Raw genomic sequence first — 25,510 nt, 5'->3', positions numbered from 1 at the left:
TGATTAATTCTTGCAAAGTGATGTTAATTTAAGCAAATTTTCAGCTTAGCGCAAATCAATCTCGTATTTTCTAATCAATTTACATCTAAAGAAAGATACTTTTCGTTGTATCTATATTAAACCTTGACCTGCAAATCGACTGTAGGATTGTCAAACAAGTCACCATTTTTTAAGTGATCATACATATTAGGCATTGCCCACTCACTTTTCACTTGTTCTGAGAAGACGATTTCTGCAAGGGATAACTCGCCCATCTGCACATTTTCAATATCTTCACGGAAGCACTGGGCATAGCCTGTATCGGTTTCATGCACGATCACAGAATGCAGTGTGACATCACCTTCGCCATTTTGCATATTGGTATGTTTGAGCACCGCATCAACGAGGAAGAAAAACACTCGAGAAAACTGCTCTGCCGAAGGTGAAACAGGTAGCGCAATCCAACGCGCACTAAAGTTTTTGCATGCAGCAATGTAGTCTGCATCGTCTTTATCCCAAAAGGTAATCGCATGGTCAAAGCTATCAATTAAGTCTTTAATAATGCCTTTCATCAAACCAAAGTCATAAACCATCTGCCCATGATCAAGGCGATTCGCTTGCAACAATACCTCGACCTTATAACTGTGTCCATGAATCGAGCGCTTGCAACGATCTGAACTACAGTTGCGGACGATATGCGCATTTTCAAACTTAAATAACTTTCTGATTAACATATGGATAAACCAACAAGATGAATCAATTCAACTTGGCAAATAACAAGATTAGATGCTTTAAGTATAAAGCATTCAATGCCGATGTAAACGCAGTTTTAGCGATTGTGCTAATCGTATTCGGCACTTTGGCTACGCTCTGATTACACCTCTTGCTACTGTACTGTAGTAGATAGCTGAATCTCGCCACTCGGTTGTTTTTGCATGTCGAGGCTGACAATGGTGACGCCTTGCTGTGCAAGTTGTGTCAAGAAATTTGCAAGCACAGCATAGTTCTGATGCAACACGATCAGTTTCAATTGATTATTACTTTCTTGACTTTGTACGCTTAAACCCAGTTGTTGCGATACACGTTGCACCCTGTCACGTGCAGTCGTGGTTTCACCTGATTGATTCGACATTTTCACAGCATTGCTTTGCATCCAGTGAATGGTTTCTTTCATTTCTACAAGGCGTTTTTGTTGCTTTTCTGCCGAACTATGGCTAAACCACAGCATGAGCCCGATCGCCGTCACTGTTAAAAAAATCGTCAAAATAATAATGGCAAAACGGTCACGAGGTGGGAGTTGGTCAAGTTTCGCTTGAATGGTTTCTATGATTTGATCAAAGCGATTGCTGAGTGCATTGAGGTTCATTTTCATTGTTGTTTACCCTTTTCCCTATTGCACTTTAACCATACCAATCACTTGGCTACCTTGACTACGAATCGCACCCAGCTCCACAGCAAATCCTTGTTGTTTAAATTGATCCGTAAGTCGAGTCAAAGCATCACTATTTTGTGCAAGCAAATTCATCGTCAAACCATTATTGCGATATTGCACTTGTTCTGCACGAATATTAGATTGTTGCAAAATCGGTCCAACTCGGCTAATCAGTTGCAATGCTTGCGTGTCCGCATTGGCGTTCAATTTCATTTTTGCAGAGAACTGTGAGCGCAAATTCTTTTCATTGACTCGGGTTTCATTGGGGAACCACTGCTTATATTGATCCACAGCGAGCTGTGCGGTTTGATTGGCAAGTTGCTTATATTTCCACCATCGCAAGGTATCATAGGTGATTTGCGTGACGATACAGATGGCAAGCAATGCTGCGCAGGCTTTCCAATAATTAAATCCAGTTTTGGCTTTTTTTGTTTTGCTGAGGGCATTAAATGGATGTTGACGGAATTTGCCAGGATCAATTGCTGGTAATTCTGCTTGCATAAATTCCACGTCTTGCCCAACAAACATGGTGCTAATCGCCTGATCCACCTCACTATTGACCACACTTCCTGCAGGATAATAATGGTTGATTTTTCTAATGTTATCCGCAGGTAATAAACTCAGCACATTCAAATCGTGTTCATGCCAACCACGCAATCTTGCCCAACGGAAAATACGATGTTGAAACACATCAGCGATATTCACTTGATCGGTTTCAGGCTCAGGTGCAATCAAAAAATCTGGTAATAAGGCATGGAATTGCCACGGCATCAGCGCCAAACTTTGTTGATAAGTTTCACGAGTCAGTCGTGAAATCGCCATGATATTCAGCTGATCTTTGTGAAATTGATGGAAAATATCGAGTTGATCGATCGGCTCAATACAATATTCTTCCATTAAATATTGCACGCCAGTAACACCAAACTGTTTGTACTGCGCTTTGCTGATCGTTTGACTATAAAATTGCGCACTGTTACTTGGAAAAAAGACCACAGCTTCTTTGTGTTGATACGTCAGTTGTACCGTTTGAATCAATTGTTCTAATGAGTCAGCCAACTGCCAACCTTGATCATCAACTTGCCACAACCATTTGCCTTGACCCTCAGGCATCCACAAATACAGCATATGCTTTCCTAATGCGTTCTAATTTTCAGTTTTATTCCAAATGGTTTAGCAATTCAACACATTATTCCACATGTGGTACAAACCGTGATTGCTCTTGCGACAATCCTATCATAATTGCAGGATGTTCATATACTCTTGCTTCCGCTAAATCAAACGGTTCAGGACTATCTTCAGTAATTAAAGCCGCAATATAGGCAATAATATTCATATGACAGACCACAACCACCGTTTCTTCAGTGAGTTTTGCAAGCCACTGAACCGCTGGTGCTGCAGGATCATCGGGGGTAATGTCTTGATAAACTTGCGTCGGCACATCATCAAACTTGGCTTGAAGATAAGATAAAGTCTGCTGTGCTCGAATATAAGGGCTGACCACAAATAAATCGGGCTTAAATTGCTCTGCTATATATTGCGCCGTTAATTCTGCTTGTCTGTGTCCTCGCTCGGTCAGTTGGCGTGATGAATCAACACCCGAGCGATTCGGATCAGCTTCGCCGTGGCGCACTAGAATCAATCTCATCATTTTTCCTTATTTATTATTTAAAAGTAATTACAACCATCTACCTTCAAATGTTAAACCATCATTGATAAATTTTAGTGACAGTAATATTTTGAATATTAGAAATGATATATCAAGATTCAGATTGATGTGGTAAAACAAACTCTACATCACTCCGATGTCCATTTTCCATCAAAGACAATGCCACGCTTAACGGTGGTGCATGATTAAAAATCACCTCATACAACGCACAAGTGATCGGCATATAGACCTCAAGCTCCTCTGAACGCGCTTTGACTTGCTCAATGGTATTGATCCCTTCTGCGGTTTGTCCAAGCTCTGCAACTGCCTGATCCAAAGATTTACCTTGTCCAAGCGCAAAACCAACTTGATAATTACGACTTAGCGGACTATTACAAGTTGCGAATAAATCACCGACACCCGACAAACCGAGGAAGGTCAAAGGATTTGCACCCAAACGCACTGCAAAACGGCTCATCTCAGCCAATGCACGTGTGATGAGCATACTTTTGGTATTTTCACCGACGTTATACGCTGCACCCATACCCATCGCCACGGCATAGATATTTTTCAATGCACCGCCTAGCTCAACGCCATGGACGTCATCACTAGCAAAAACACGGAACAATGCACTATGTAGCGCACCTTGCACCGCATTGCGCAATTGCTCTGAATGGCTTGCGATTACAGTCCCCGCAGGCATACCCTGTACAATTTCTTTGGCAAGGTTGGGACCTGACAATACACCATAAGGTACTTCTGGAAGCTCCTGACGGATAATGTCACTCATAAAGCAGAAGCTGTCTTTTTCAATACCTTTGGTTAACGATACAATGGCTTGTGCTGTGATGAGTGGTGCGATTTGCTTGAGTACTTTACGAAAAGAATGACTTGGAATCGCCACCAAAATCAAATCACGATCTTTCACAGACGCTTCCAAGTCTGAACTCACTATGAGTTTTTCTTCGAGTTTAAAATCAGGCAAATAACGCTTATTGATTTTAGTTTCTTGGATTTCTTTTGCGGCATCTTGGTCACGAATCCACATGATGGTATCACAGCCGTTACGTGTGGCAAGATTTGCCATCGCTGTGCCAAAACTACCCCCACCAAGTACAGTGATGCGTAGATTGCTATTATCTTTGCTTTCAGATTTCGCTTTATTACGATCTTGCTGATATTGGGCTAAAATGTCATTAAAATTGGATTGGGTCACAAACTTTCCTTATCTATACGTCATTTGATGGCTACAAGAAAGCTTTGTATCACAAAGCTTTAACTATCAAATCATTTTTCAAATTTAATACTAGGGTCTGTTGACATTTCAGCCATGCATTGCGTTATCAGCTAAAACTACAGAAACGAGGCATGAAACGAAGGAAATGGTCACTCCCTTGCCAAGTTTCATAACGAAGTTTATGGCAGTTTTAGCGATAACCTTTCAGGACTAGGATGTTTTTTGACGCTACGTCGTTAGCAATGAGTCATTTAGAATGACTAAATTTCCTCATTCCTTCCTAGTATCGCCTAAAAAACATCCGTAGTCGCAAGCATCTGTGAAATGTCAACAGACCCTAACTATATAAAACAACTATAAGAATCTTTCTAAAGAAAAGCGATTGATTCATGTAAACATTTACATGGTTTCTATTATCACTTTTATACCATTAGCCGAAATGCCAATCACTTACAAAGTCAGCAACATTTAAAGGCTCTCTCGGTGCAATCTCTTTGCTCGCTGTGCCGATATAGACCAAACCTGCGATTTCATCACTTGCAGTACATCCCAATGCTCGTTTTAAGTGAGCTGACTCCGCCGCCGCACCACTACGCCACATGCTTGAGAAGCCTTGCGACTGCAACACGAGTAGTAAATTTTGAATCGCTGCACCACAGCTCAACACTTGCTCATAATGTGGTACTTTGAGATGCGGTTGGTCTTGCACAATACAGACCAAAATCATCGGTGCTCGCATTGGATGTTGCTTTACACGATCCAATTGCACGGGATCAATCTCTCCACCCTCTGCCAAACTTTGTGCTAACAATTCGCCAAAGGCCATTCGCTGTTCGCCTTGAATGGTGATAAAACGCCACGGATGCAAACGATGATGATCAGGTGCAGTAAGTGCCGCTGCAATTGCCAGTTCAAGCTGTGCTTTGTTCGGTGCAGGTTCAACCAATAAACCAATAGACTGACGACGATTGATAAAGTCATAGAGCTGATCTGGGGAGAACTGATTTGGAGAAGATGACGTTGAAAAATTGGATGACATAAATAAGATCTTTGTTGTTGTGTAGCGATCACAAGAATGTAGCATAGATTGGAATTCTTTCCTATTTCAACACACTGAATCTAGTACATAAAAAAACGGCTAAGCAACATGCTTAACCGTTTTTTATTTCAACATTTTAGAATCAGCATGTGAGCATCAATGTACTTACATGACCATGCTGAATTTAGTTCGCATACACAGGGAATTTTGCACAAACTGCTGCAACTTTGCCACGTACTTCTGCAATCACTGCTTCGTCACCTTTACTGTCGATCACATCTGCAATCCAACCCGCCAAGTCACGCACTTCTTGCTCACCGAAACCACGAGTCGTGACCGCAGGTGTACCGATACGAATACCCGAAGTCACAAATGGAGAACGTGGGTCATTTGGTACAGCATTTTTATTGACTGTAATGTGTGCATCGCCAAGCCAAGCATCAACTTCTTTACCTGTCACATCTTGTTTGATCAAAGACAACAGGAACAAGTGATTGTCCGTACCACCTGAAACGATGTCGAAACCACGTGAAATCAATACTTCAGCCATTGCTTGCGCATTTTTGACCACTTGTTGTTGATACGTTTTAAACTCATCTGACATCGCTTCTTTGAAACAAATCGCTTTGGCAGCGATCGCATGCATCAACGGACCACCTTGATTACCTGGGAATACCGCTGATTGAAGTTTCTTCTCGATTTCTTCATTGGCTTTAGCCAAGATCAAACCTGAACGCGGACCACGAAGTGTTTTGTGTGTCGTCGTTGTAGTGACGTCAGCGATTTGCACTGGGTTTGGATAAACACCCGCAGCAACTAAGCCCGCAACGTGTGCCATATCAACAAATAAATATGCACCCACTTTATCTGCGATCTCACGGAAACGATTCCAGTCCATGATACGACTATAAGCTGAGAAACCTGCAACGATCATTTTTGGCTTATGCTCAAGTGCCAAACGCTCAACTTCGTCATAATCCACTTCGCCAGTTTCAGGATTCAAACCATACTGAACGGCATTATAAGTTTTACCTGAGAAGCTCACTTTTGCACCATGCGTCAAGTGACCGCCATGCGCCAAGCTCATACCCAAAACCGTATCACCTGCATTCAAAAGTGCTAAATAAACAGCTGAGTTTGCTTGTGAACCTGCATGTGGTTGCACGTTTGCATAGTCTGCGCCAAATAATGCTTTCGCACGATCAATCGCCAATTGCTCGATCACATCGACATTTTCACAACCACCGTAGTAACGCTTGCCCGGATAGCCTTCTGCATACTTATTGGTAAGTTTGGTGCCTTGCGCTTCCATCACGGCTGGAGAAGTATAGTTTTCAGATGCGATCAATTCGATATGCGCTTCTTGACGTTGGTCTTCAGCGGTAATCGCTTTCGCTAATTCTGGATCAAATTCAGCAATCGAGATATTGGCAAACATGGGCAAGTTTCCTATGTGGTCGAAAAATGTTTCGGCTTCGAGTTCATTACCGTAGTCAACATCAACGCTGATCAAAAGCGATAGTGATCAAAAACAATGACAATTAAAATCAACTACAGTAAAAATATAAAAATTTGGCGCACATTGTAGCATGAAGTGCGCCATGAAAAAGACTGATATTGATATAAATCACAGTGAAATTTATTCAGTGGATTCAAGAAAATTCTTCAACAACAGGCTTCAACAAAATTTACATTAGCGCTCTAATGACAATCACTGCACCAAACACGATAAAGAGCATCGCAGCAAAGCGTTGAATCCATAACATCGGCAAATGATCAGCGAGCTTTTGACCAATAAAAATCATGGGAATATTGGCGATCAACATACCGAATGTCGTCCCCAGTGTGACCAACAAAACACTTTGAAATTGTGCTGCTAGAGCGACTGTGGCGATTTGCGTTTTATCGCCAATTTCCGACAAAAAAAATAAAATAAATGTCGCAAGAAACACGCCGTATTTTTGCCATCGATCAAGATAGTTTGCGCCTTGATCGAGCTTATCTGGGATCAATACCCAAATCCCCATCGCAATAAATGTGCCTGCCAAAATCCACTGCAGCACATCCGCAGAAATCACTTGGAGTAGCCAATTGCCGATAAGTGCTGCGACAGCATGATTGAGAAGTGTTGCGAAAAGAATAGCCAAAGCGATTGGGAGCGGTTTGCGATAACGTGCAGCAAGTAGCAAAGTGAGCAGTTGGGTTTTATCCCCCATTTCTGCCAAAGCAACTAAAGATGTAGATAAAAGAAAGGCTTCCATATATTGCACTTCAGGTCGGCGAAGACGTCATTGGACAACTATTTTTTGCCGACCTATTGGCTAGTTCAAATTGGCGAGTAAAAAATCACCACGAACATCGCTTGCAAAAATAGTGTCAATGGTCTTGCCAGTCTTTCACCGAAGCTACACTTACTCAAAGTGTATGGAAAAGATATAAACGCCATGTGAACCACAATCAAAGCCATTTATAAATATGCGATATATAAAATAAACTTTGAAATCACAAGTATGTTGACGCTTACCACAGTATGCAAATGATTAACATTTAAAAAAATCGAAAATATGCACCTGTGAGGCTACTCCCCAAAGGAAGCTCCATCATAGCAATTTAAACCGATGATGTCGATTGAAAATTTAGATTGTCATAATTGCAAAATGATCAAAATCACCAACGGAATTTGTTCCAATTGTCAGGGTTTGCCCAAAATTTCGAATTAAACCAATCTGGTACGTGCTTATACGTGAGAATATTAAATTGCCAAATTTGTACTGGACTGTCATCTGGTACGATTTCCAAGAGTTGATTAAAACCTAATGCACGCAATTGTTTAGTACGCTCCAAAGAAGCAAACACGATGATTTTCTTGGCAAATAAATCCCGCATACGCACCACGGCATTGTTAATTGTGGTATTTGTGAGCGTTTTACTTGATGCTTCGTTTTCTAATGATGTTTGTTTGATCAAATTGACAATCGCCAAGTCATAGCGCTGATCAAATGGCAGACTTGCCAAGTCATTTAAGCTACAATACTGCCACTGTCCGCCCCAGTTGGACTGTGGTTGGATGTCGATCGCAATCGCTTGATCAATCTGCTTTTCTTCAGCCAAAAGCTGAAGTAATAAGGCAATAATATCTTGATCTGGCATAAAAAACCCCTCAATGTCGAGCACAGCAATGGAATATCAAGGCATTTGCCATAAAATGCAGGCGAGAATTCATCCTGTATCAAACGCCACACTTCCTAGCCATGTCGAGTATAAATTTGTTTTGGATCAATTCAATACCGATTTGATGCAATGTCTTGGAGAAAAGCTCCAACTCGAATGGACTGGTCGAATTTTCTGCGTTTCTTGTGGCAATGCCACACCAAAGTCCTATTCGCAAGGTCATTGTTTCAAATGCTTTAAAACTAAAGCAGAATGCGACATGTGTATCTTGAAACCTGAAACCTGTCATTACCATCTAGGCACTTGCCGTGAAGAAAGTTTTGCTCAGCAGGTTTGCTTTCAGCCACATATCGTCTATTTGGCAAATTCTAGCGCATTAAAAGTTGGCATTACTCGTCAAGTCAATATGCCGACACGTTGGCTAGACCAAGGTGCAACGCAGGCTTTACCAATATTACGTGTTGGCTCACGTCGTCTGTCTGGTCAAGTGGAAATTTTATTTGCTGAAATGATCGCAGATAAAACCAACTGGCGTGCCTTGCTCAAAGGTGAAGCTGATCCCGTTGATTTGATTGAGGAAAAAGAGCAGATTCTCGATCAATTCCATATGGAACTGGCGAATCTAAGTAATGAATATAGCGAAGAAGAATTGGTCTTTTTAGACGATCAGCCACTTGAGTTTCAGTATCCTGTGCAGCAATATCCGCAGAAAATTACCAGCCACAACCTTGATAAAACCCCAATCATTGAAGGAACACTTCAAGGGATTAAAGGGCAATATCTAATTATGGATACTGGTGTCATCAATATTCGCAAATATACAGGCTATGAAATTGTCCTGCGGATGTAATTGCATTGAAATTTCATTGTAGTGATTTTGCCTTGCAATGATATATGTTTTAGTGGCTCATTTGAAAAGATCAGACCACGCTATACTTCGGCTTCTGACCATTTAACGCTAAAACAAGATTTTCATACGCCAATTTATTCATCGCATATCGTGTTGCCTCGGTTGCAGAACCGATATGCGGTGTCACCACCACATTATTTAATTCAAATAATTTTGAACTTTGTAAAGGCTCATGAGCAAAGACATCAAGCCCTGCGCCAAAGATTTGTTGATTTTTTAACGCTTCAATGAGTGCTTCTTCATCAATCACCGCACCACGAGAGATATTGACCAAAACCGCAGTGGACTTCATCAAGGAAAATTCAGCTTGACCCAGTAAATGTTTAGTTTGCGCATTCAAATCAACCGCTACAACGACAAAATCAGACCTCACCAATAATTCTTCAAGGCTTAAATATTCTGCTTGGAATTGCTGTGCAGTTTCGAGTTTTTCACGACGACCATGATACTTAATATTCATGTTAAAGCCGTAATAACCACGTCGAGCGATCGCCGAACCGATATGCCCTAAACCAATGATTCCCAATGTTTTACCATGAATATCCATGCCAAACTGACCTGCCGACACAGTACGTTGCCACTGCCCTTGTCGTGTCCATTGATCTAGCTCTGGAATACGCCGAGCTGCACTCATCAATAATGCAAAAGCTGTATCTGCTGTGGTTTCGGTCAACACGTGTGGCGTATGCGCCAGTTGAATCTGTCGAGATTTAAGATAATTCACATCGTAATTGTCATAGCCAACACTAACACTGGATACGATCTCAAGATGCTGTGCGGTGTCGAGTTGCTCTTTTCCGAGTAATCGCCCTGCGCCGATCATACCGTGTGCATTAGTTACCGCTTCACGGATTTGTTGATTGACATCGCCGAGTTTTGGATTGATTTTAATGACATCGAAATCTTGTCGAAGCTTTTCTTCAAATTCAGGGAAAATCTGACTAAAGATCACGACTTTTTTCTTCACATGTTTTTTTTGTGATAAATGTTCAGTTTCAGTGGTGAGCTCAGGTGCAATATGAAGATCAGTCATTGTGGAATGAGATTGTTTTTAAAAATGATTTTTAAAATAGCATAAACCGCTAATCTACTGACATTAGACTTTGTATCGAACGCCATAGTTTGCGCTTTGCATCGCCATTTTCTAACATTTCAGCAAGTGTTGCATGTTGCTCAAGCTTGATGGATTGTTGATTGAATTGAGGAAATTCAAAATCAATCTCCCCTAAAATCAGAATATTAGGCACAGCATAGCTTTGCAGAAAACCTCGCAAATAATCTTGAAGATGCGCATCACCCAATTGCCAACTTGCAATATTTAAAGGCCATGAAAGATGAAGCGCAGACTGACGAATCAGACAGGCTTTTTGGATATTTTGTAGCAGTCGATGTTGTGCAGAATTTTCTGCGTGCGCAAAGATCAAAAATGACTCATGAATCAACACTTGATAATCAAAATGAATCGTTGCCTGCACTGCTTCAGCGTCTATCGGCATGATTTCATCAAGTATTTGGTTTTGATCATTTTCAGTATCAATCACTTCTTCTTTAACAAAAGCGTGCTTATGTTTTGAATCTTCTACAATAACTTGCGCTGTAATTTGATTATGGTTTGCTTCTTGTTTTTGCTCTAAACTTTTTTCTGAATTCTTTTTTTCTACATCAATACGAATCGTCTGATCAGTGAAAGATAGCTTTCTATTTTCAACAACCTGATCATCACTCTGATCACGCCACAGCATTTGATTGGCAATAATATCAGTCGCAGACGCTCGTTCCACCCACGGCGAAATACCAAGTTGCTTCAGAATCAATTGCGCACGTGCAGACATAGTTGAAAAGATCGAATTTTAAAAATTAACAATAGAAATTTGCAATATCCTGCATTGTAGCAGTAAATTTCTTGATTGTCGTAATGATATATTAATGACATTTCTAATGGTTAGATAATGAAATATAAAACTTTATTCTAAATGCAATCGAACTCTAAATATATTCTTAGCGCTGAATGCGCTACAATCATTTTCATTATTTCATTTTGGCTAGTCATGATGCCATTACAGCATTTACCACGTTGGATCCAGTTTGCCATGTTCATACTTGCGTGCAATGCAGGTATGGTCAATGTGCTTGGCTTGCTCATGGTATTGCATCAGTCTATTTCGCATATGACTGGTAATGTTAGCTTGCTTGCTATTCATCTTTGGCAACATGATTTTTCACAGGTTTTTTTCTTAGTTTCAGTGCTGACCAGCTTTGTACTCGGCGCATTTTAAAGTGGTTATATTCTTGGCAATGCACAGTTTAGCTTGAGTCAGCGTTATGGTATTCCGTTGGTTCTTGTGGCGATTTTTATTGTGCTATGTTGGCTATTTACGCCATATTTTCCACGTTATGCACTACTTTGGGCGACTGTGGCGATGGGTATGCAAAATGCGATGGTCAGCCATTATCAAGGTGCAATTATTCGTACCACACACCTTTCTGGTGTTTTGACCGATTTGGGCTTAGCACTCGGCTACTTTTTGCGTGGCTTACAAGTGGAAAAGCGTCGTGTGATTTTACATTTAGCAATTTTATTAGGTTTTTTATGTGGCGGTTTGATTGCAACGATCAGCTTTCATTATTTCAATTATCATGCTTTTTTGATTCCTGCATTGTGTTCTGCTGTGCTTAGCCTGATTTATTGGCTACACTATTGGAAGCAAAATTCAGCTTAAATATTCGAATTACGAGATTCATTTTTTTACAATCAATTTGGAGATTTTCATGGTCAAAAATGCCTTACAAGCACAACTACTCAAAGCAGGTCTAGTCGATGCAAAACAAGCCAAAAAGACCAATAAGCAAAATCAACATGCCAAAAAAACAGGTCAAAATGATCAGCAACAACTACAAGCTGAACTCGCTAAAGCAATGTCAGACAAGCAAGCCAAAGATCACGCCTTAAACCAAGAAAAGCAACAACAGCTTGAGCAAAAAAGCTTGATGGCAAATATCATTCAAATGATTAAGCAGTATCAAATCAAAGAAATCGATGGTGAAATTGGCTATCAATTCATTGATGAATCGAAGATCAAAAAAATCTATGTCAATCAGCAAGTCTATAATGCCATCGTTTCTGGCAGCTTGGTCGTTGCCAAAATCATCACACCACAACCGACTCAGTATGCACTGATCCCACAAGCGTTGGCGAAACGTATCGAAGCGAAAATGACGGGTTACATCATCGGACTACAACAACAGCAACAAGACCAAACCACCGATGAAGAAGATCCATATGCAGATTATGTCATTCCTGATGATCTGATGTGGTGATCTGATAATCATCAAATTTATTAATACAAGAAAGTAACCATACTATTTTCTGAGATACTCTGCATACTAAAAGTCAGTTTTAAATAAATAGTGACTGCGAAGTTATGGATATTTATTTCGAAGCAATTTCGCCTATGCTAAAAAAATAAATCATTCAAACTGATGTACGGATAAATCCATGTTCGAAAAAGTCCAATTTACTTGCGCTGATGGCTATGTATTGCAAGGTCGCTTCTTCCCAAAACAACAAAAAACGTCACATTTACCGATTCTTATTGGTTCAGCGACTGGGATTAAGCAAGGTTTCTATCAAGCCTTTGCTAAATGGTTGACTGAGCAAGGCCATGATGTGATGACTTTTGACTTTCGTGGTATTGGCGACTCGCTGTATGAGCCAGTTTCCAAATCAAAAGCCTTTATTCATCAATGGGGACAGCTCGACTTGGTGTCTGCGATAGGCTTCCTTACTGATAAAACCAATTCTGCGCAAATCCATCTAATTGGTCATAGTGCAGGTGGTCAGTTACTTGGTCTAGCGCATAATCATTCAAAAGTGAAGAATGTTGTCGCTGTGGCAGGATCTTCAGGTAGCACCAAAGGTCTTAGTGGCAAAACCAAATTTCTTGGTCCAATCATGTTTAATTTGATTTTTCCTGTTTCTTGCTTTGTTAAAGGATATGCAGCAACCAACTTTATCGGTATGGGGGAGAATTTACCTAAAGGCGTCGGTGCAGAGTGGCGTGAATACTGTACCAAAGGCGGTTATGCAACTAATGCGATTGGAAAAACTGTCTTTGAGGATTTCCATGCAGAGATTCACAGTCCAATCACAGCGATTCATGCGACAGATGATGAGATTGCCACGTTGCATAATGTCAAAGATTTGCTAAAGACTTATCCAAACAGTACGACTGAGATTGTCACGCTCGCACCAAAAGCATATGGTTTGCGCAGTATCGGGCATATGGAAATGTTTAAGCCATCGCATCAACAACTTTGGACAGTGATCGCTGATCAACTTAATGCTGCTTGATAAATTTGTAATTTCTAATAAAAAAGCTGAAATATTCAATTTCAGCTTTTTAAAACTTAACGATTTGATTTTTAGAAATTAAATCAATAAATCGCCATATGGTTCCGATGAATCATTTCTAAAGAACGCACTTGTCCAAGCACTTGTTGCACTTTGTCAGAGCTTAATCCTTTGATCAGTGACGCAGAGCGAGAGCTAAAGTTTACACGACCCACTGCGATCCGCACGCCTTGCAAATCAACACACTCCACGACATCTCCACGATCAAAGTGTCCTTCGACTGCTTTGACACCGACAGGCAATAGACTACGCTTTTCTTTCTTGATCGCACGTACCGCACCATCATCCAATACCAAGCGCCCTGCCATTTGCAAGTGTGCCGCAAGCCATTGTTGATGCGCTGTGATGCGATCATTATCCGAGGTAAATAATGTACCAATCACTTCACCTGTCATGAGGCGATGCAATACATTTTCAGTATCACCATTGGCGATAATCGTTGGGCAACCTGCTTTAGCCGCCAAACGTGCAGCACGCACTTTGGTAACCATACCACCACGACCAAGCACACCACCACCGCCAGCCATTTCGAACAACTGTTCATCCATCGCACGCACGGTATGCATCAATTTTGCATCTGGGTTAGAACGTGGATCGGCATTGTACATGCCATTTTGATCCGTCAAGATAATCAAGGCATCTGCTTGGACTTGAGCAGCAACCATTGCTGCAAGCGTATCATTATCGCCAAAACGGATTTCATTGGTTGCAACGGTATCATTTTCATTAATGACAGGAATGACACGCCAATCAATCAAATGGTGTAAAGCATCACATGCGTTCAAATATCGACGGCGGTCAGCCAAATCATCATGCGTAATCAAGATCTGTGCAGAGCGAATACTATGCTCTTCAAACACACTCGACCAAGCCTGTACCAAGCCCATTTGACCAATCGCAGCACACGCTTGCAAACCTGGTAGATCGGTTGGTCGTGCAGGCAACTGCATGCGCACCATACCTTCTGCAACTGCACCTGAGGACACCAATAAAATTTCATGCCCTTGAGAATGCAACTGTGCCAGTTGTTCTGCCCAGTGAGAAATTGCACTGAGATCAAGCCCTTCACCGTTTGCAGTGAGTAATGCTGAACCAATTTTCACGACAATACGATTGCAGTCTGTTAATACACGCTTATCTTCGAATACTTCAATCATGATGATTTAACTTACTTCCTTCTCTTACTCCAAAACCTGTCTAAACTGCTTATTCAGCCTAACTTTATTTGTACGTAATATATTTGATGACGACAAAAGCTTGATGATGCCTTAGCTCATCTTGATACAGCGTCGATTAATCACGGACATAGACTACTTCCATATCGCCGTCATCTTCGTCCTCGTCATCCTCATCCACTTCTTTGCCTTCACGTTGTGCCTTACGTTTGGCACGATAGGCTTCTTTGGCAGCGAGCGTTTGCTCACGCGTTTCTTCTTCTAACTGTTCACGGAATGCTTTGGCTTCTGCTGCATATTCAGGGTCATCATTCTCAAGCATTTTTTGCTCTTCGATCTGCCCCATCAAGTGATATACCACTTCCTTTGTGCCTTGATCCAATAGTCCAGAGGTTTGGAACACCGCACCTTCCCACTGTAATTCTTTAAGAATGTGCTGACACCACTCGTCACGGGTATCTTCAGCAAGTTGATCAAGTTTGTTTAACACCAAAACGATTGGCAACTGCGCCAAGGTCGGTGAAAATTTCTCAAGCTCAGCCAAAATCGCACGAGCATTATGCACAGGATCTGAGCCATCGATCGGCTGTACATCAACGATGTGTAATAAAATTCGAGTACGTGCCAAATGCTTGAGGAATCGAATCCCAAGCCCTGCACCATCCGCTGCACCTTCGATCAATCCAGGAATATCAGCCATCACGAATGAACGGTGACGATCCACATCGACCACGCCAAGATTCGGCACCATCGTGGTAAATGGATAATCTGCAACTTTAGGTTTCGCCGCACTCACCGAACGAATAAAAGTTGATTTCCCTGCGTTTGGCATACCTAGCAAACCAACATCCGCCAATACTTTGAGTTCAAGGCGTACTTCACGTGACTCACCTTTTTGACCGTGTGTACATTGGCGAGGTGCACGGTTAGTCGATGATTTAAAATGAGTATTACCCAAACCACCGTCACCGCCACAAGCGACCATGACACGCTGACCATCTGCAACTAAGTCACCGATGATATCGCCACTGTCCATATCGACAATGGTCGTGCCAACAGGCACTTTTAAGATGACATCTTCACCGCCACGTCCTGAACAGTTTGCACCAGAGCCGTTCTTACCACGTTCAGCACGAAAACGGCGTGTATAGCGGAAATCGACTAAGGTACTGGTGTCATCATCAGCTTGTAGATAAACACTACCACCACGACCTCCATCGCCACCATCAGGCCCACCAAAAGGCACAAATTTCTCACGGCGAAAACTGGCAACACCATTACCGCCATCACCTGCTTCTACTGTAATGACTGCTTCATCTACAAAGCGCATGCGCACCAACCTCGACATGAATAAAACGGCTTATTATGCCACAGATTGACTAGCGTAACCTGTGACAGAGCCTATATTAAATAAATAAAAAACCAAAAGTGATGTTAAAAAACAATCACATAAAAATTAAAGCGGTCTAATTAAAGTCCAATTTTTAGTCCAATCTTTAAATCAGCCTAAAATACTTAGTCTACAGACAGACTTAAATTCACCACATCCAAACGATTCTTCATCTCTTCAGGATCTTTGAGATCAAACTCACGTTGAGAGTCTAAGACTTCAAAGTCAAACAATTCACGATCAGCGAGCTGTGACGGCGACACATTTTGTAGCGCACCAAAAATACTGTGCAAACGCTTTGGATGCGCCTTATCCCAATCTCGAAGCATGTCATTGATAATGGCACGCTGTAGATTTTCCTGCGAACCACAGAGATTACATGGAATAATTGGGAACTGACGCATTTCTGCATATTTGATAATGTCTTTTTCTTCCACATAAGCAAGCGGACGAATCAGGATATTTTTCTTGTCCGTAGACAAAAGCTTTGGAGGCATCGCCTTTAGGCTTCCACCATGAAACAGATTTAAGAAAAAAGTCGCCAAAATATCATCACGATGATGACCGAGCGCCACTTTTGTTGCGCCAATCTCTTGCGCAAAACCATATAACGAACCACGACGTAAACGTGAACACACTGCACAGTAAGTTTTACCCTCAGGGGTTAAGCGTTTAGTAATGCTGTAAGTATCTTTTTCCAAAATATAATAGGGAATCTTATTTTCTTCTAAATATTTCGGCAAAACATCTTCTGGGAAATTTGGCTGTTTTTGATCCAAGTTGACCGCCACCACATCGAAGTTGATCGGTGCAATGCGCTTAAACTGCAACATAATATCCAATAAGGTGTAGCTATCTTTACCGCCAGAAATACAAACCATGACCTTGTCGCCATCTTCGATCATATTAAAATCACGAATGGCATGTCCGACTTGACGACGCAATTTTTTTAATAATTTATAATAGGCTGCACTGGTCGGTAAATCAGGTTGAAAACCTTGAAAGTCGTCTATAGAAAAGCCGTCTTCTTGAAAATCAGCTGCATCAAAATCATCATCTTGCTCGTCGTCTTGCGCATCATCCGACAAACTCGTTTGCATCGCATCAACTGTTTGAAAAACAGCATCCGAAGCAGTTGGCGATGGCGTCGATTGTTCTGGGCTAAATATATTCAGCACAGCGTCTTGAAAGGCATTACTAGACACGAGAAAATCCGTAAATTTTTAAACAAAGTCGGCTATTCTAACGTATTTACAGTCCAATACCCAAGACTTCGGAGATAAAATTCCAAGAAAAGAATTTAAGAAATTTTTACCTGAAAATTTTTGAACAAATTTGCACAAAAATGTGTCATCGCTGACATCAATTATTGAGAAATTCATCTAGCTGTCATTACAGTGTAATCTGAACAAAAATTGATCTTATTTCGCCAAATCGCTTGATGTGTAACCGTTTTTCACGTTTTCCCCAAAATCTGTGGATAACTTTATGGATATCTATCAACTTGACATCGATTGAGTAAGCAATTTTAAGGGATTGCTCCAAATTGATCACTTTTTAACCATCAATTTTATATATTAATTATCAATAAGTTACCCTTTGCAAGTGTTTTTTTCTAATTTTTTTTTGAATAGTTTTTCAGCATTTCGAAGATCAACATGCTGTGTATGTTTTTTAATCAATTAAAAATGACTTTGTTATTATGTATTACCTTTTGCTATTTTTTTGCTACACTGCATTGGGGTTTTGATATTTATATTCCCTTGTGTAACTAGAATGTCGATCAGCCAGTGAAATAACTTCATTGTTATAATTGGTCAAAATAAATTTATGAATCGAAATAGTTACAACTCAGGATATAAGTACGATAAAGACAAGTGTTGTATTAAAAAGTTGAAGATAACAATATGCGATGGATCAATAGCACACGAATCCTTTTGCTAACAAGTTGCCTAGCAAGCTTACTGCCGAGTATCTCTCAGGCAGGGAATCTATACGTCTATCGTGATACTTCTGGTTCAGCATTACTCACCAATAAAAAAGTCAGCACCACTGGCTACCGTCAAGAAAAAGTGACTTACTACAAAGACACCAATGTGCATGCCTACCATAATTGGGGCAATTCAGAGTCTTCTGTTCTACCAAGTTTTAGCAAGTCAAAAGACGCGTACGATGCGATTATTCGTAGCGCTGCACAGCAATATGGCGTATCAGAAGGCTTGATTAAAGCCATCATGCACACCGAGTCAAGCTTTAATGTCAATGCTCGCTCACCTGTCGGGGCGCAAGGTTTGATGCAACTCATGCCTGCGACTGCAAGACGCTTTAATGTCTCCAATGCCTATGATCCAACGCAGAACATCTATGGTGGCGTAAAATATCTCAGCTGGCTATTAAAGCGCTTTAAAGGCGATACGTCATTAGTACTTGCTGCATACAATGCAGGCGAAGGCAATGTAGATAAATACAGAGGTATTCCGCCATTTCGCGAAACGCAAGATTATGTGCGACGTGTCATGAGTCGCTATCAAAATCTATATTCTTCAGGTTTAACCTTAAATAGCAGTAGCGCTGACAATGCTATTAAAGTTGTCGCCACGTCGAAAAACTATACACCAAGCTCGACCGATCTCCCACGCCGTGAAATCATTGCACTCAGTGATGGTAATTTTACGGATCGCTCTTCTCGCCGTACTTTTGCTAATGAAAATGCCTATAGTTCTTCAAACATCACCATTAGCGATTAAATCTAAAGCAATCGTTATACCCAAATGTTTGCCACAATGAGCACTCTATAGCTATAAATGGCAGAAATATTATTGTGTTATGTTTAGTTACACAGCTTGAAATCATTTTTAATTGCCCCATAACATTTTAGTGATATATTCAATCACTGATGTGACGTGATTTTTTCAGTCGCACATCAAACTATCTATTATTATTTTGAGGAAAAAGTCCATGATGCGGATTGGTTTGTTTTTGCTGACCAACCTCGCGGTACTCGTTGTCGCTGGTCTAATTTTATCGTTATTAGGCGTTGGTAGCTATCACGGTGCGGGCGGTTTAAATCTTACGAATCTTTTAGTGTTCTGTCTTGTATTTGGTATGGCAGGCTCTTTTGTATCATTATTTATGTCGAAGTGGATAGCCAAAAAAACCACTGGTACACAAATCATTGAATCTCCAAGCAACCAAGCTGAACAATGGTTACTTAGCACCGTTGCCGAGTTGGCGCAGCGTTCAGGGATTAAAATGCCTGAAGTCGGTATCTTCTATTCAACGCAGTCGAATGCCTTTGCAACAGGTTGGAATAAGAATGATGCCTTAGTTGCGGTATCTTCTGGGCTACTTGAGCGTATGTCTGCGGATGAAGTTCGTGCTGTACTTGCACATGAGATCGGTCACGTTGCCAATGGCGATATGGTGACCTTATCGCTGATTCAAGGTGTAGTGAACGCCTTTGTCATGTTCTTTGCACGTATCGTTGGTGACTTTGTTGACCGTGCTGTATTCGGTCGTCAAGAAGGTGAAGCACCAGGTCTTAGCTATTTTGCAATTACCATCGTTTTAGACATCGTATTTGGTATTTTGGCTTCTGCGATCGTGATGTGGTTCTCTCGCTATCGTGAATACCGTGCTGATGAAGCAGGTGCGCGCCTTGCTGGTAAGCAGAACATGATCAACGCATTGCTTCGTCTTCGCGATGAACAAAACTTGCCTGATCAAATGCCTAAAGAAATGCAAGCGCTTGCCATAGCCGAAGGTCAACAACAGGGCTTTAGCTTTGCTGCACTATTCCATTCGCATCCAAGTATTGAAAAACGTGTTGAAGCTTTGCAAAAGCTACAAATTCAATAATGTTCTTTTGATCTTATGAAAAACGCCTCTGATGAGGCGTTTTTTATTTGCTGATAATTTTTTTTACAATTCACGATAAAGACATACAACGCAGTAAACTGCCATTCACATCTATCACATTAAAAATGTGTAACTGTCCCATCTGCTCAATCTCTGTAATCCGTGTAGGATCTGCATAATTTGACCAATCCAATTTAGACCACGACGTATATAAAGTGTTTAAAGTATCTACGTCTTTTACCCACACCGAAGCACTAAAATAGGATTGTTTTGAATCTAAGCTTGGATAGGGAAAAAATTCAATTTCCAAAGTACCATCAACGGATTGATCATTTTGCAGAATCAGCCATTGATCAGATTGAAAATGCACTTCAAAACCAAGCTGTTGGTAAAATGTGATGGTTTTTGCAAAGTCGATCGCAGGTAAGTTTGCAGCGATATAATTTGTCATGACCGATATTTTCCCACAGCCTTTTAAAAATTAATACTTCAAAATTAGTTCTTTAAAATTGATGACTAAAATAATTCAAATGAGTTATGCACCTTGAATCATTTGCATAATCCAACGTCCACCTACAAACATCAACCCAATAAATGCAATGATAAATAAAATACCGAGAATATCTGGAATGCGTAGCCAAATCCAACTCACCACAGGATTGCGCCAAAATGCAGAAGTCTGTTGCTTCTTTTCTAAGGATTCATGTAAGAATGGATGCACCACATGAATATCGCTATTAACCTGATATTCATCACGAATATGTTGATGAACAATATCCAAAGCTTTACGACTTGGGCGAATAAAAATATCAAAAATCGTTCCAACAATCGGCACAAATCCGACAATCATATCGACGATCGCAAGCTGAACCACACCACGTAATTTATGATTTGGCACACCGACTTGCTTGGCTTTTCGAAACGCATATAAAGTCAAAATAAAACCAACAATATCCCCTGCAAATGGTACAGTACTTAACGCTGCATCTGCACCAACCCCCTGCTTGCTAAATGGAATACGTACCAAACTGTCCATAGTATTGGCGAACTTTGCCAAATCACGCTCAACAGCTATGGCTTGCTGTTGCGTCAGCTTTTTTCCTGAGCTTTGAGGTTCAAGTTGCTGATTAAATTGTTGATTACTTTCAGTCACGAGGGTTCTCAAAATTTTCTATCTATAACGCACGTTAGCCGAAAAACATATCTACTTTCAAGTAAAGTTATTTGAGTCAGTGGTCAAATCTCAATATTTGATATAACAAAAACTAATGTCGAATTCAACACAATTTAGAACATACAAATTTGTGAAATACACACATTTGAGCTATAATATGTGCATAAACAACATTTATCATCATATCAGGTGATTTTATGACTGCTTTAGTGAAACAACCTGTAGAACAAAAAGTCGTCTTAGCCAAAGCCGTGCTCAATGCCGCCGATCAACTTGGGCTGAAACAATCGCAACTTGCCGCCATTCTCGGGGTACATCGTACAGCGATTAGCCGTTTGAAAAGTAAACCTGAGCTTGAGCCAAGTACAAAGCAAGGTGAATTGGCACTATTATTAATTCGTGTATCACGTGCCTTATTTGCGCTCACCAATGGCGATGAAGAATGGATGCGTCACTTCCTCAATTCACCGAATCGCGTCACGGGCGGTGTACCAATTGTGCAAATGGAAAGTATTCAAGGTTTGGTATCGGTATTGAATTTCATTGATGGGCTTCGAGGCAAAATATGACCTCAACATCAACTGGTCAAGGCACTGATCAATGGCAATCTATCGATTGGGAAAAGGTAATTCGTCCAATTCACGGCACGCTATATCGCCTCGTTGAAAGCCAAGAGCAAATCGCCACTCGGCAATTGGTCGATACCCTAGAGGAACAAGCCCTTTTAGAAGAGATGCTTGATGCGGTTAAACCGCCCTATCCTGAAAATATGGAGCATCTGCACTATTTACTGAAATCTCCTTTTCGCTATCCGCCGTTAAAATGGGGTTCACGCTTTGGGCGGACTTTTGAGCCGAGTATTTTTTATGGCGGCTGTAGTGTCGATGTGACTTTGGCAGAGTCAGCATATTATCGCTTTATTTTTTGGCACTCGATGCAAGCACCACCACCAAAACCAATCATGCGTTCGGTACACACTTTATTTTCGGTGGATTATAAAACGCAAAAAGGCGTGCAACTACAATCTGCGCCATTTCATCAATATCATGATGCACTTAGGCATCCATCGAATTACAGTTTTGCGCAGACTTTAGGCACGGTGATGCGTAGTCAACAAGTCGAACTCTTTGAATATTGTTCTGCTCGCACAACTCAAAATCAAGAAAAAAGTCAGGATAAAAAACTCAACATTAGAGAAGGCATTTGTGTCGGGTTATTTACCGCCGATTCATTTTGTACCAATCAACCCAAAGAACGCCAACAATGGTTTTGTGATATGTCTGCCGATGGGATTATTTTTAAAGCGGTGGAAAGTTCAGAATTGATACGTTTGCCTTTAGCGCATTTTCTATTAGATGGTGTGTTGCCGATGCCAGCATAAAAAATGCTTTGGTCGAAACCAAAGCATTTTTGGATTATGATCTTCGATTGTATTTAACTTGCAAAAGAGTTGCTCGTCTTGCGAAATGAAAAAATGATACTGAATCAACTTTTTATTTCGCTCACAGCTAAGTTGTTCGTCTTGCGAAAAATTAATCGATTCTCAATCAATATTTTTTACTCGCAACTTGGTTGCTCGTCTTCTTGCGAAATGAAAAAATGATACTTAATCATTTTTTCATTTCTCAGGTTTAAAGCTATCTCGCAAATCCAAAATACGGTTAAACACAGGTTTTTCCGCCGTATGATCATAACGATCTGCGACAAAATAGCCTTCACGTTCAAATTGGAAGCGATTTTCAGGACTCGCTTGTGCCAACGATGGCTCAACCACAGCATGGACGATTTGCAATGAATCAGGATTCAGATTGTCTAAGAAGTCTTCGCCTTCTTCAGGATCTTCCGAACTAAATAAACGATCATAAATACGCACCTCCGCAGGCACACCTTTTTCCGCAGATACCCAGTGAATCACACCTTTAACTTTTCGACCTTCAGGATTTTTACCCAAAGTATCAACATCAACTGAACATTTCAGTTCGATCACTTCGCCATTTGCATCTTTCACCACTTCATCACACTTGATGACATAGGCATGGCGCAAACGCACTTCACCATCAGGAATCAAACGTTTAAAGCCTTTTGGTGGTACTTCTTCAAAATCTTTTCGATCAATGTAAATCACATCAGTGAGCGGAATTTCACGTTCGCCCATATCCACATTCGGATGACGTTTTTGCGTTAAAGTCAGTGCTTCAGGCATATTGGTTAAAGTCACTTTCAGCGGATTAAGCACTGCCATGGCACGGGATGCGGTATTTTCCAGTGATTGACGGATACAGAACTCCAGCATCGCCACATCGACAATACCATCAGTTTTCGACACACCAACACGCTTACAGAAGTCACGCAAACCATCTGCGGTAAAGCCACGACGACGCATACCGACCACCGTCGGCATACGTGGATCATCCCAACCGTGTACAAAGTTGCCTTCCACCAATCGACGTAATTTACGTTTAGAAGTAATGGTATAAGACACATTTAAGCGAGAAGATTCGTACTGACGTGGTACCGCTTCCGAATGGACTTTTTCAATAATCCAATCGTAAAACGGACGATGGTCGACGAACTCAAGCGTACAGAGTGAATGCGTCACGCCTTCGATCGCATCCGATAATGGATGCGCATAGTCGTACATTGGATAGATTTTCCAATGTGCGCCAGTTTGGTGATGTTCATTGTCGAGTACACGATAGAGAATTGGATCACGCATATGTACATTCGGGCTTGCCATGTCGATTTTGGCACGGAGCACTGCTTTGCCCTCGCCCATTTCACCATTTTTCATTTGTTCAAAACGGCTGAGGTTTTCTTCAAACGTGGCATCACGATACGGTGAATTTGTACCAACTTCGACGAAGCTACCACGATTGAGTTTGATTTCTTCTGGTGTTTGCAGATCGACATAGGCATCGCCTTGTTTGATCAATTTTACAGCCCATTGATATAGCTGTTCAAAATAGCTCGACGCATAGCGTGGCTGACCTTCCCAATGAAAGCCAAGCCACTCAATATCCGATTGAATACCATCAACATATTCTTGTTCTTCTGCATCGGGGTTGGTGTCGTCAAAACGTAGATTACACTTTCCGCCAAATTCTTCGGCAATACTAAAGTTTAGGCAAATCGCCTTCACATGACCAATGTGTAAATAACCATTTGGCTCAGGTGGAAAACGAGTCACCACGCAATCAGTGCGCCCTGCTTTGACATCATCTTTTACGATTTGACGGATAAAGTCCAAACCTGCTTGCTGTTGCTGTACCTGTTGATCTACTGCAACATTTTGATTTGCGGAAGAAGAATTTGGTACATTTTGAACAAGATCATTTGAACTCATAGTCATACATCACTAAAATTGGTGGAAGAAATAAATTTTCATACAAATTTTCGACAAATTGATGAGAAATATCAATTTAAAACCGTGAAATTTTGTATTTTTTACTTGCTATGAAGTTTACAGTTTGCTTATCCTTCTCACAACCAAAAACACATGGCTTTTTTTGAAAATCCATGATCAGGAGATGAATAAATGAGTTTTCCTCAAGTTGAACTAAACACCAACAAAGGTCGTATCGTAATTGAACTCAATACCGAGAAAGCACCAGTGACCGCTGAGAACTTTCTACAATATGTACGTGAAGGCTTTTATGACGGTGTAATTTTCCACCGTGTCATTGATGGCTTTATGATTCAAGGTGGCGGTTTTGATGAAAACTTCAAAGAAAAATCGACACGTGATTCGATCGAAAATGAAGCGGACAACGGTCTAAGCAATGACGAAGGGACTGTGGCAATGGCACGTACCCAAGCACCGCACTCTGCTTCTGCACAATTCTTTATCAATGTAAAAAGCAACAGCTTCTTAAACCACACTGGCAAAACTGCGCAAGGTTGGGGCTATGCAGTATTTGGTAAAGTGGTTGAAGGTATGGACGTAGTAGCTGAGATCAAAAACGTGCGCACTGGAAGCCGTGGCTATCATCAAGATGTACCACTTGAAAATGTGGTCATTGAATCTGCAAAAATTATTGCTGAATAATAATTCTTCCCTAGCCTAATATGAGATGACATATTAATCGCGAT

25 protein-coding genes and 1 pseudogene are annotated in these 25,510 nt (G+C 41.0%); 9 read left to right on the top strand and 17 right to left on the bottom strand.

The genetic code is table 11. The annotated features are described in order from the left end of the window. Positions 1-116: 116 nt before the first annotated feature. The 9 genes from ACE3PQ_RS06160 to ACE3PQ_RS06120 all read right to left on the bottom strand — a co-directional run bounded on the left by ACE3PQ_RS06160 (position 117) and on the right by ACE3PQ_RS06120 (position 8,482). Positions 117-713, bottom strand: coding sequence for a 6-pyruvoyl tetrahydropterin synthase family protein (locus ACE3PQ_RS06160; RefSeq protein ID WP_374296165.1), 597 nt, complete (start codon positions 711-713; stop codon positions 117-119). A gap of 152 nt (positions 714-865) precedes the next feature. After that, positions 866-1,351: a type II secretion system protein GspM gene (gene gspM / locus ACE3PQ_RS06155; RefSeq protein WP_374296163.1), complete on the bottom strand. Its 486-nt coding sequence runs from the start codon at positions 1,349-1,351 to the stop codon at positions 866-868. An 18-nt stretch (positions 1,352-1,369) separates the two neighbouring features. Further along, entirely contained in the window at positions 1,370-2,536 is a 1,167-nt protein-coding gene (gene gspL / locus ACE3PQ_RS06150) for a type II secretion system protein GspL (protein WP_374296161.1), read from the bottom strand. 61 nt (positions 2,537-2,597) lie between these two features. Then, positions 2,598-3,056: a phosphohistidine phosphatase SixA gene (gene sixA, locus ACE3PQ_RS06145; protein WP_374296158.1), complete on the bottom strand. Its 459-nt coding sequence runs from the start codon at positions 3,054-3,056 to the stop codon at positions 2,598-2,600. Positions 3,057-3,168: 112 nt separating this feature from the next. After that, a complete protein-coding gene (locus tag ACE3PQ_RS06140) occupies positions 3,169-4,272 on the bottom strand; it encodes an NAD(P)H-dependent glycerol-3-phosphate dehydrogenase (RefSeq protein WP_374296156.1) in 1,104 nt (367 codons plus the stop codon). Between the two features lie 451 nt (positions 4,273-4,723). Further along, positions 4,724-5,332: a nitroreductase gene (locus tag ACE3PQ_RS06135; RefSeq protein WP_374296154.1), complete on the bottom strand. Its 609-nt coding sequence runs from the start codon at positions 5,330-5,332 to the stop codon at positions 4,724-4,726. Between the two features lie 184 nt (positions 5,333-5,516). After that, positions 5,517-6,770, bottom strand: coding sequence for a serine hydroxymethyltransferase (gene glyA, locus ACE3PQ_RS06130; RefSeq protein ID WP_092614261.1), 1,254 nt, complete (start codon positions 6,768-6,770; stop codon positions 5,517-5,519). Positions 6,771-7,020: 250 nt separating this feature from the next. Continuing rightward, complete coding sequence (locus tag ACE3PQ_RS06125; RefSeq protein ID WP_374296152.1) at positions 7,021-7,593, bottom strand: TMEM165/GDT1 family protein; 573 nt, start codon at positions 7,591-7,593, stop codon at positions 7,021-7,023. Positions 7,594-7,999: 406 nt separating this feature from the next. Continuing rightward, positions 8,000-8,482, bottom strand: coding sequence for a DUF6231 family protein (locus ACE3PQ_RS06120; protein WP_374296150.1), 483 nt, complete (start codon positions 8,480-8,482; stop codon positions 8,000-8,002). A gap of 28 nt (positions 8,483-8,510) precedes the next feature. Between ACE3PQ_RS06120 and ACE3PQ_RS06115 the strand changes: the two genes are divergently transcribed. Next, positions 8,511-9,353, top strand: coding sequence for a DUF2797 domain-containing protein (locus ACE3PQ_RS06115; RefSeq protein WP_374296218.1), 843 nt, complete (start codon positions 8,511-8,513; stop codon positions 9,351-9,353). Positions 9,354-9,423: 70 nt separating this feature from the next. Here the strand turns inward: ACE3PQ_RS06115 and ACE3PQ_RS06110 are convergent, their stop codons facing one another. Both ACE3PQ_RS06110 and ACE3PQ_RS06105 read right to left on the bottom strand, forming a co-directional pair. Further along, on the bottom strand, positions 9,424-10,380 hold the full coding sequence (locus tag ACE3PQ_RS06110) for a 2-hydroxyacid dehydrogenase (RefSeq protein WP_374296216.1): 957 nt from the start codon (positions 10,378-10,380) through the stop codon (positions 9,424-9,426). Positions 10,381-10,495: 115 nt separating this feature from the next. Then, positions 10,496-11,245: a hypothetical protein gene (locus ACE3PQ_RS06105; protein ID WP_374296148.1), complete on the bottom strand. Its 750-nt coding sequence runs from the start codon at positions 11,243-11,245 to the stop codon at positions 10,496-10,498. 219 nt (positions 11,246-11,464) lie between these two features. On the opposite strand from ACE3PQ_RS06105, the pseudogene ACE3PQ_RS06100 reads away from it, so the two are divergent. The 3 genes and pseudogenes from ACE3PQ_RS06100 to ACE3PQ_RS06090 all read left to right on the top strand — a co-directional run bounded on the left by ACE3PQ_RS06100 (position 11,465) and on the right by ACE3PQ_RS06090 (position 13,764). Continuing rightward, positions 11,465-12,133 (top strand): annotated as a pseudogene (locus tag ACE3PQ_RS06100) (YoaK family protein). Positions 12,134-12,182: 49 nt separating this feature from the next. Beyond that, on the top strand, positions 12,183-12,731 hold the full coding sequence (locus ACE3PQ_RS06095) for a DUF2058 domain-containing protein (RefSeq protein ID WP_374296146.1): 549 nt from the start codon (positions 12,183-12,185) through the stop codon (positions 12,729-12,731). 178 nt (positions 12,732-12,909) lie between these two features. Next, positions 12,910-13,764 carry an alpha/beta fold hydrolase gene (locus ACE3PQ_RS06090; RefSeq protein ID WP_374296144.1) on the top strand — a complete coding sequence of 285 codons (855 nt, stop codon included), beginning with the start codon at positions 12,910-12,912 and terminating at the stop codon, positions 13,762-13,764. Positions 13,765-13,847: 83 nt separating this feature from the next. On the opposite strand, the gene proB is transcribed toward ACE3PQ_RS06090, so the two are convergent. The 3 genes from proB to ttcA all read right to left on the bottom strand — a co-directional run bounded on the left by proB (position 13,848) and on the right by ttcA (position 17,489). Next, entirely contained in the window at positions 13,848-14,981 is a 1,134-nt protein-coding gene (gene proB, locus ACE3PQ_RS06085) for a glutamate 5-kinase (protein WP_374296142.1), read from the bottom strand. Between the two features lie 136 nt (positions 14,982-15,117). Further along, the gene (gene cgtA / locus ACE3PQ_RS06080) at positions 15,118-16,329 is read right to left on the bottom strand and encodes an Obg family GTPase CgtA (RefSeq protein WP_374296140.1); all 1,212 of its coding nucleotides are present in this window, start codon (positions 16,327-16,329) and stop codon (positions 15,118-15,120) included. 185 nt (positions 16,330-16,514) lie between these two features. After that, a complete protein-coding gene (ttcA, locus tag ACE3PQ_RS06075; protein WP_374296214.1) occupies positions 16,515-17,489 on the bottom strand; it encodes a tRNA 2-thiocytidine(32) synthetase TtcA in 975 nt (324 codons plus the stop codon). Positions 17,490-18,296: 807 nt separating this feature from the next. On the opposite strand from ttcA, the gene ACE3PQ_RS06070 reads away from it, so the two are divergent. Next, entirely contained in the window at positions 18,297-19,136 is an 840-nt protein-coding gene (locus tag ACE3PQ_RS06070; RefSeq protein WP_374296139.1) for a lytic transglycosylase domain-containing protein, read from the top strand. Positions 19,137-19,347: 211 nt separating this feature from the next. Further along, complete coding sequence (gene htpX, locus ACE3PQ_RS06065; RefSeq protein WP_374296137.1) at positions 19,348-20,247, top strand: protease HtpX; 900 nt, start codon at positions 19,348-19,350, stop codon at positions 20,245-20,247. Between the two features lie 70 nt (positions 20,248-20,317). On the opposite strand, the gene ACE3PQ_RS06060 is transcribed toward htpX, so the two are convergent. Further along, the gene (locus ACE3PQ_RS06060; RefSeq protein WP_374296134.1) at positions 20,318-20,698 is read right to left on the bottom strand and encodes a VOC family protein; all 381 of its coding nucleotides are present in this window, start codon (positions 20,696-20,698) and stop codon (positions 20,318-20,320) included. Positions 20,699-20,782: 84 nt separating this feature from the next. Further along, complete coding sequence (locus ACE3PQ_RS06055; RefSeq protein ID WP_374296132.1) at positions 20,783-21,400, bottom strand: DUF4112 domain-containing protein; 618 nt, start codon at positions 21,398-21,400, stop codon at positions 20,783-20,785. 218 nt (positions 21,401-21,618) lie between these two features. On the opposite strand from ACE3PQ_RS06055, the gene ACE3PQ_RS06050 reads away from it, so the two are divergent. Together ACE3PQ_RS06050 and ACE3PQ_RS06045 are read left to right on the top strand one after the other, a co-directional pair. After that, positions 21,619-21,990, top strand: coding sequence for an antitoxin Xre-like helix-turn-helix domain-containing protein (locus ACE3PQ_RS06050; protein ID WP_374296130.1), 372 nt, complete (start codon positions 21,619-21,621; stop codon positions 21,988-21,990). Further along, entirely contained in the window at positions 21,987-22,802 is an 816-nt protein-coding gene (locus ACE3PQ_RS06045) for an RES family NAD+ phosphorylase (RefSeq protein ID WP_374296128.1), read from the top strand. The genes ACE3PQ_RS06050 and ACE3PQ_RS06045 overlap by 4 nt, the downstream gene beginning before the upstream one ends. A gap of 237 nt (positions 22,803-23,039) precedes the next feature. Here the strand turns inward: ACE3PQ_RS06045 and ACE3PQ_RS06040 are convergent, their stop codons facing one another. After that, positions 23,040-24,764 (bottom strand): glutamine--tRNA ligase/YqeY domain fusion protein, encoded by a 1,725-nt coding sequence (locus ACE3PQ_RS06040; protein WP_374296126.1) that lies wholly within the window; start codon positions 24,762-24,764, stop codon positions 23,040-23,042. A gap of 192 nt (positions 24,765-24,956) precedes the next feature. Here ACE3PQ_RS06040 and ACE3PQ_RS06035 point away from each other — a divergent pair, with 192 nt between their 5' ends. Next, positions 24,957-25,466 carry a peptidylprolyl isomerase gene (locus tag ACE3PQ_RS06035; protein WP_374296124.1) on the top strand — a complete coding sequence of 170 codons (510 nt, stop codon included), beginning with the start codon at positions 24,957-24,959 and terminating at the stop codon, positions 25,464-25,466. The last annotated feature ends 44 nt before the right edge of the window (positions 25,467-25,510 follow it).

Origin of the sequence: Acinetobacter sp. (assembly GCF_041911495.1) — a bacterium.
GTDB lineage: Bacteria > Pseudomonadota > Gammaproteobacteria > Pseudomonadales > Moraxellaceae > Acinetobacter.
The sequence above is the reverse complement of the archived record's forward strand: the minus strand, read 5'-3'. Positions and strand labels throughout refer to the sequence as shown.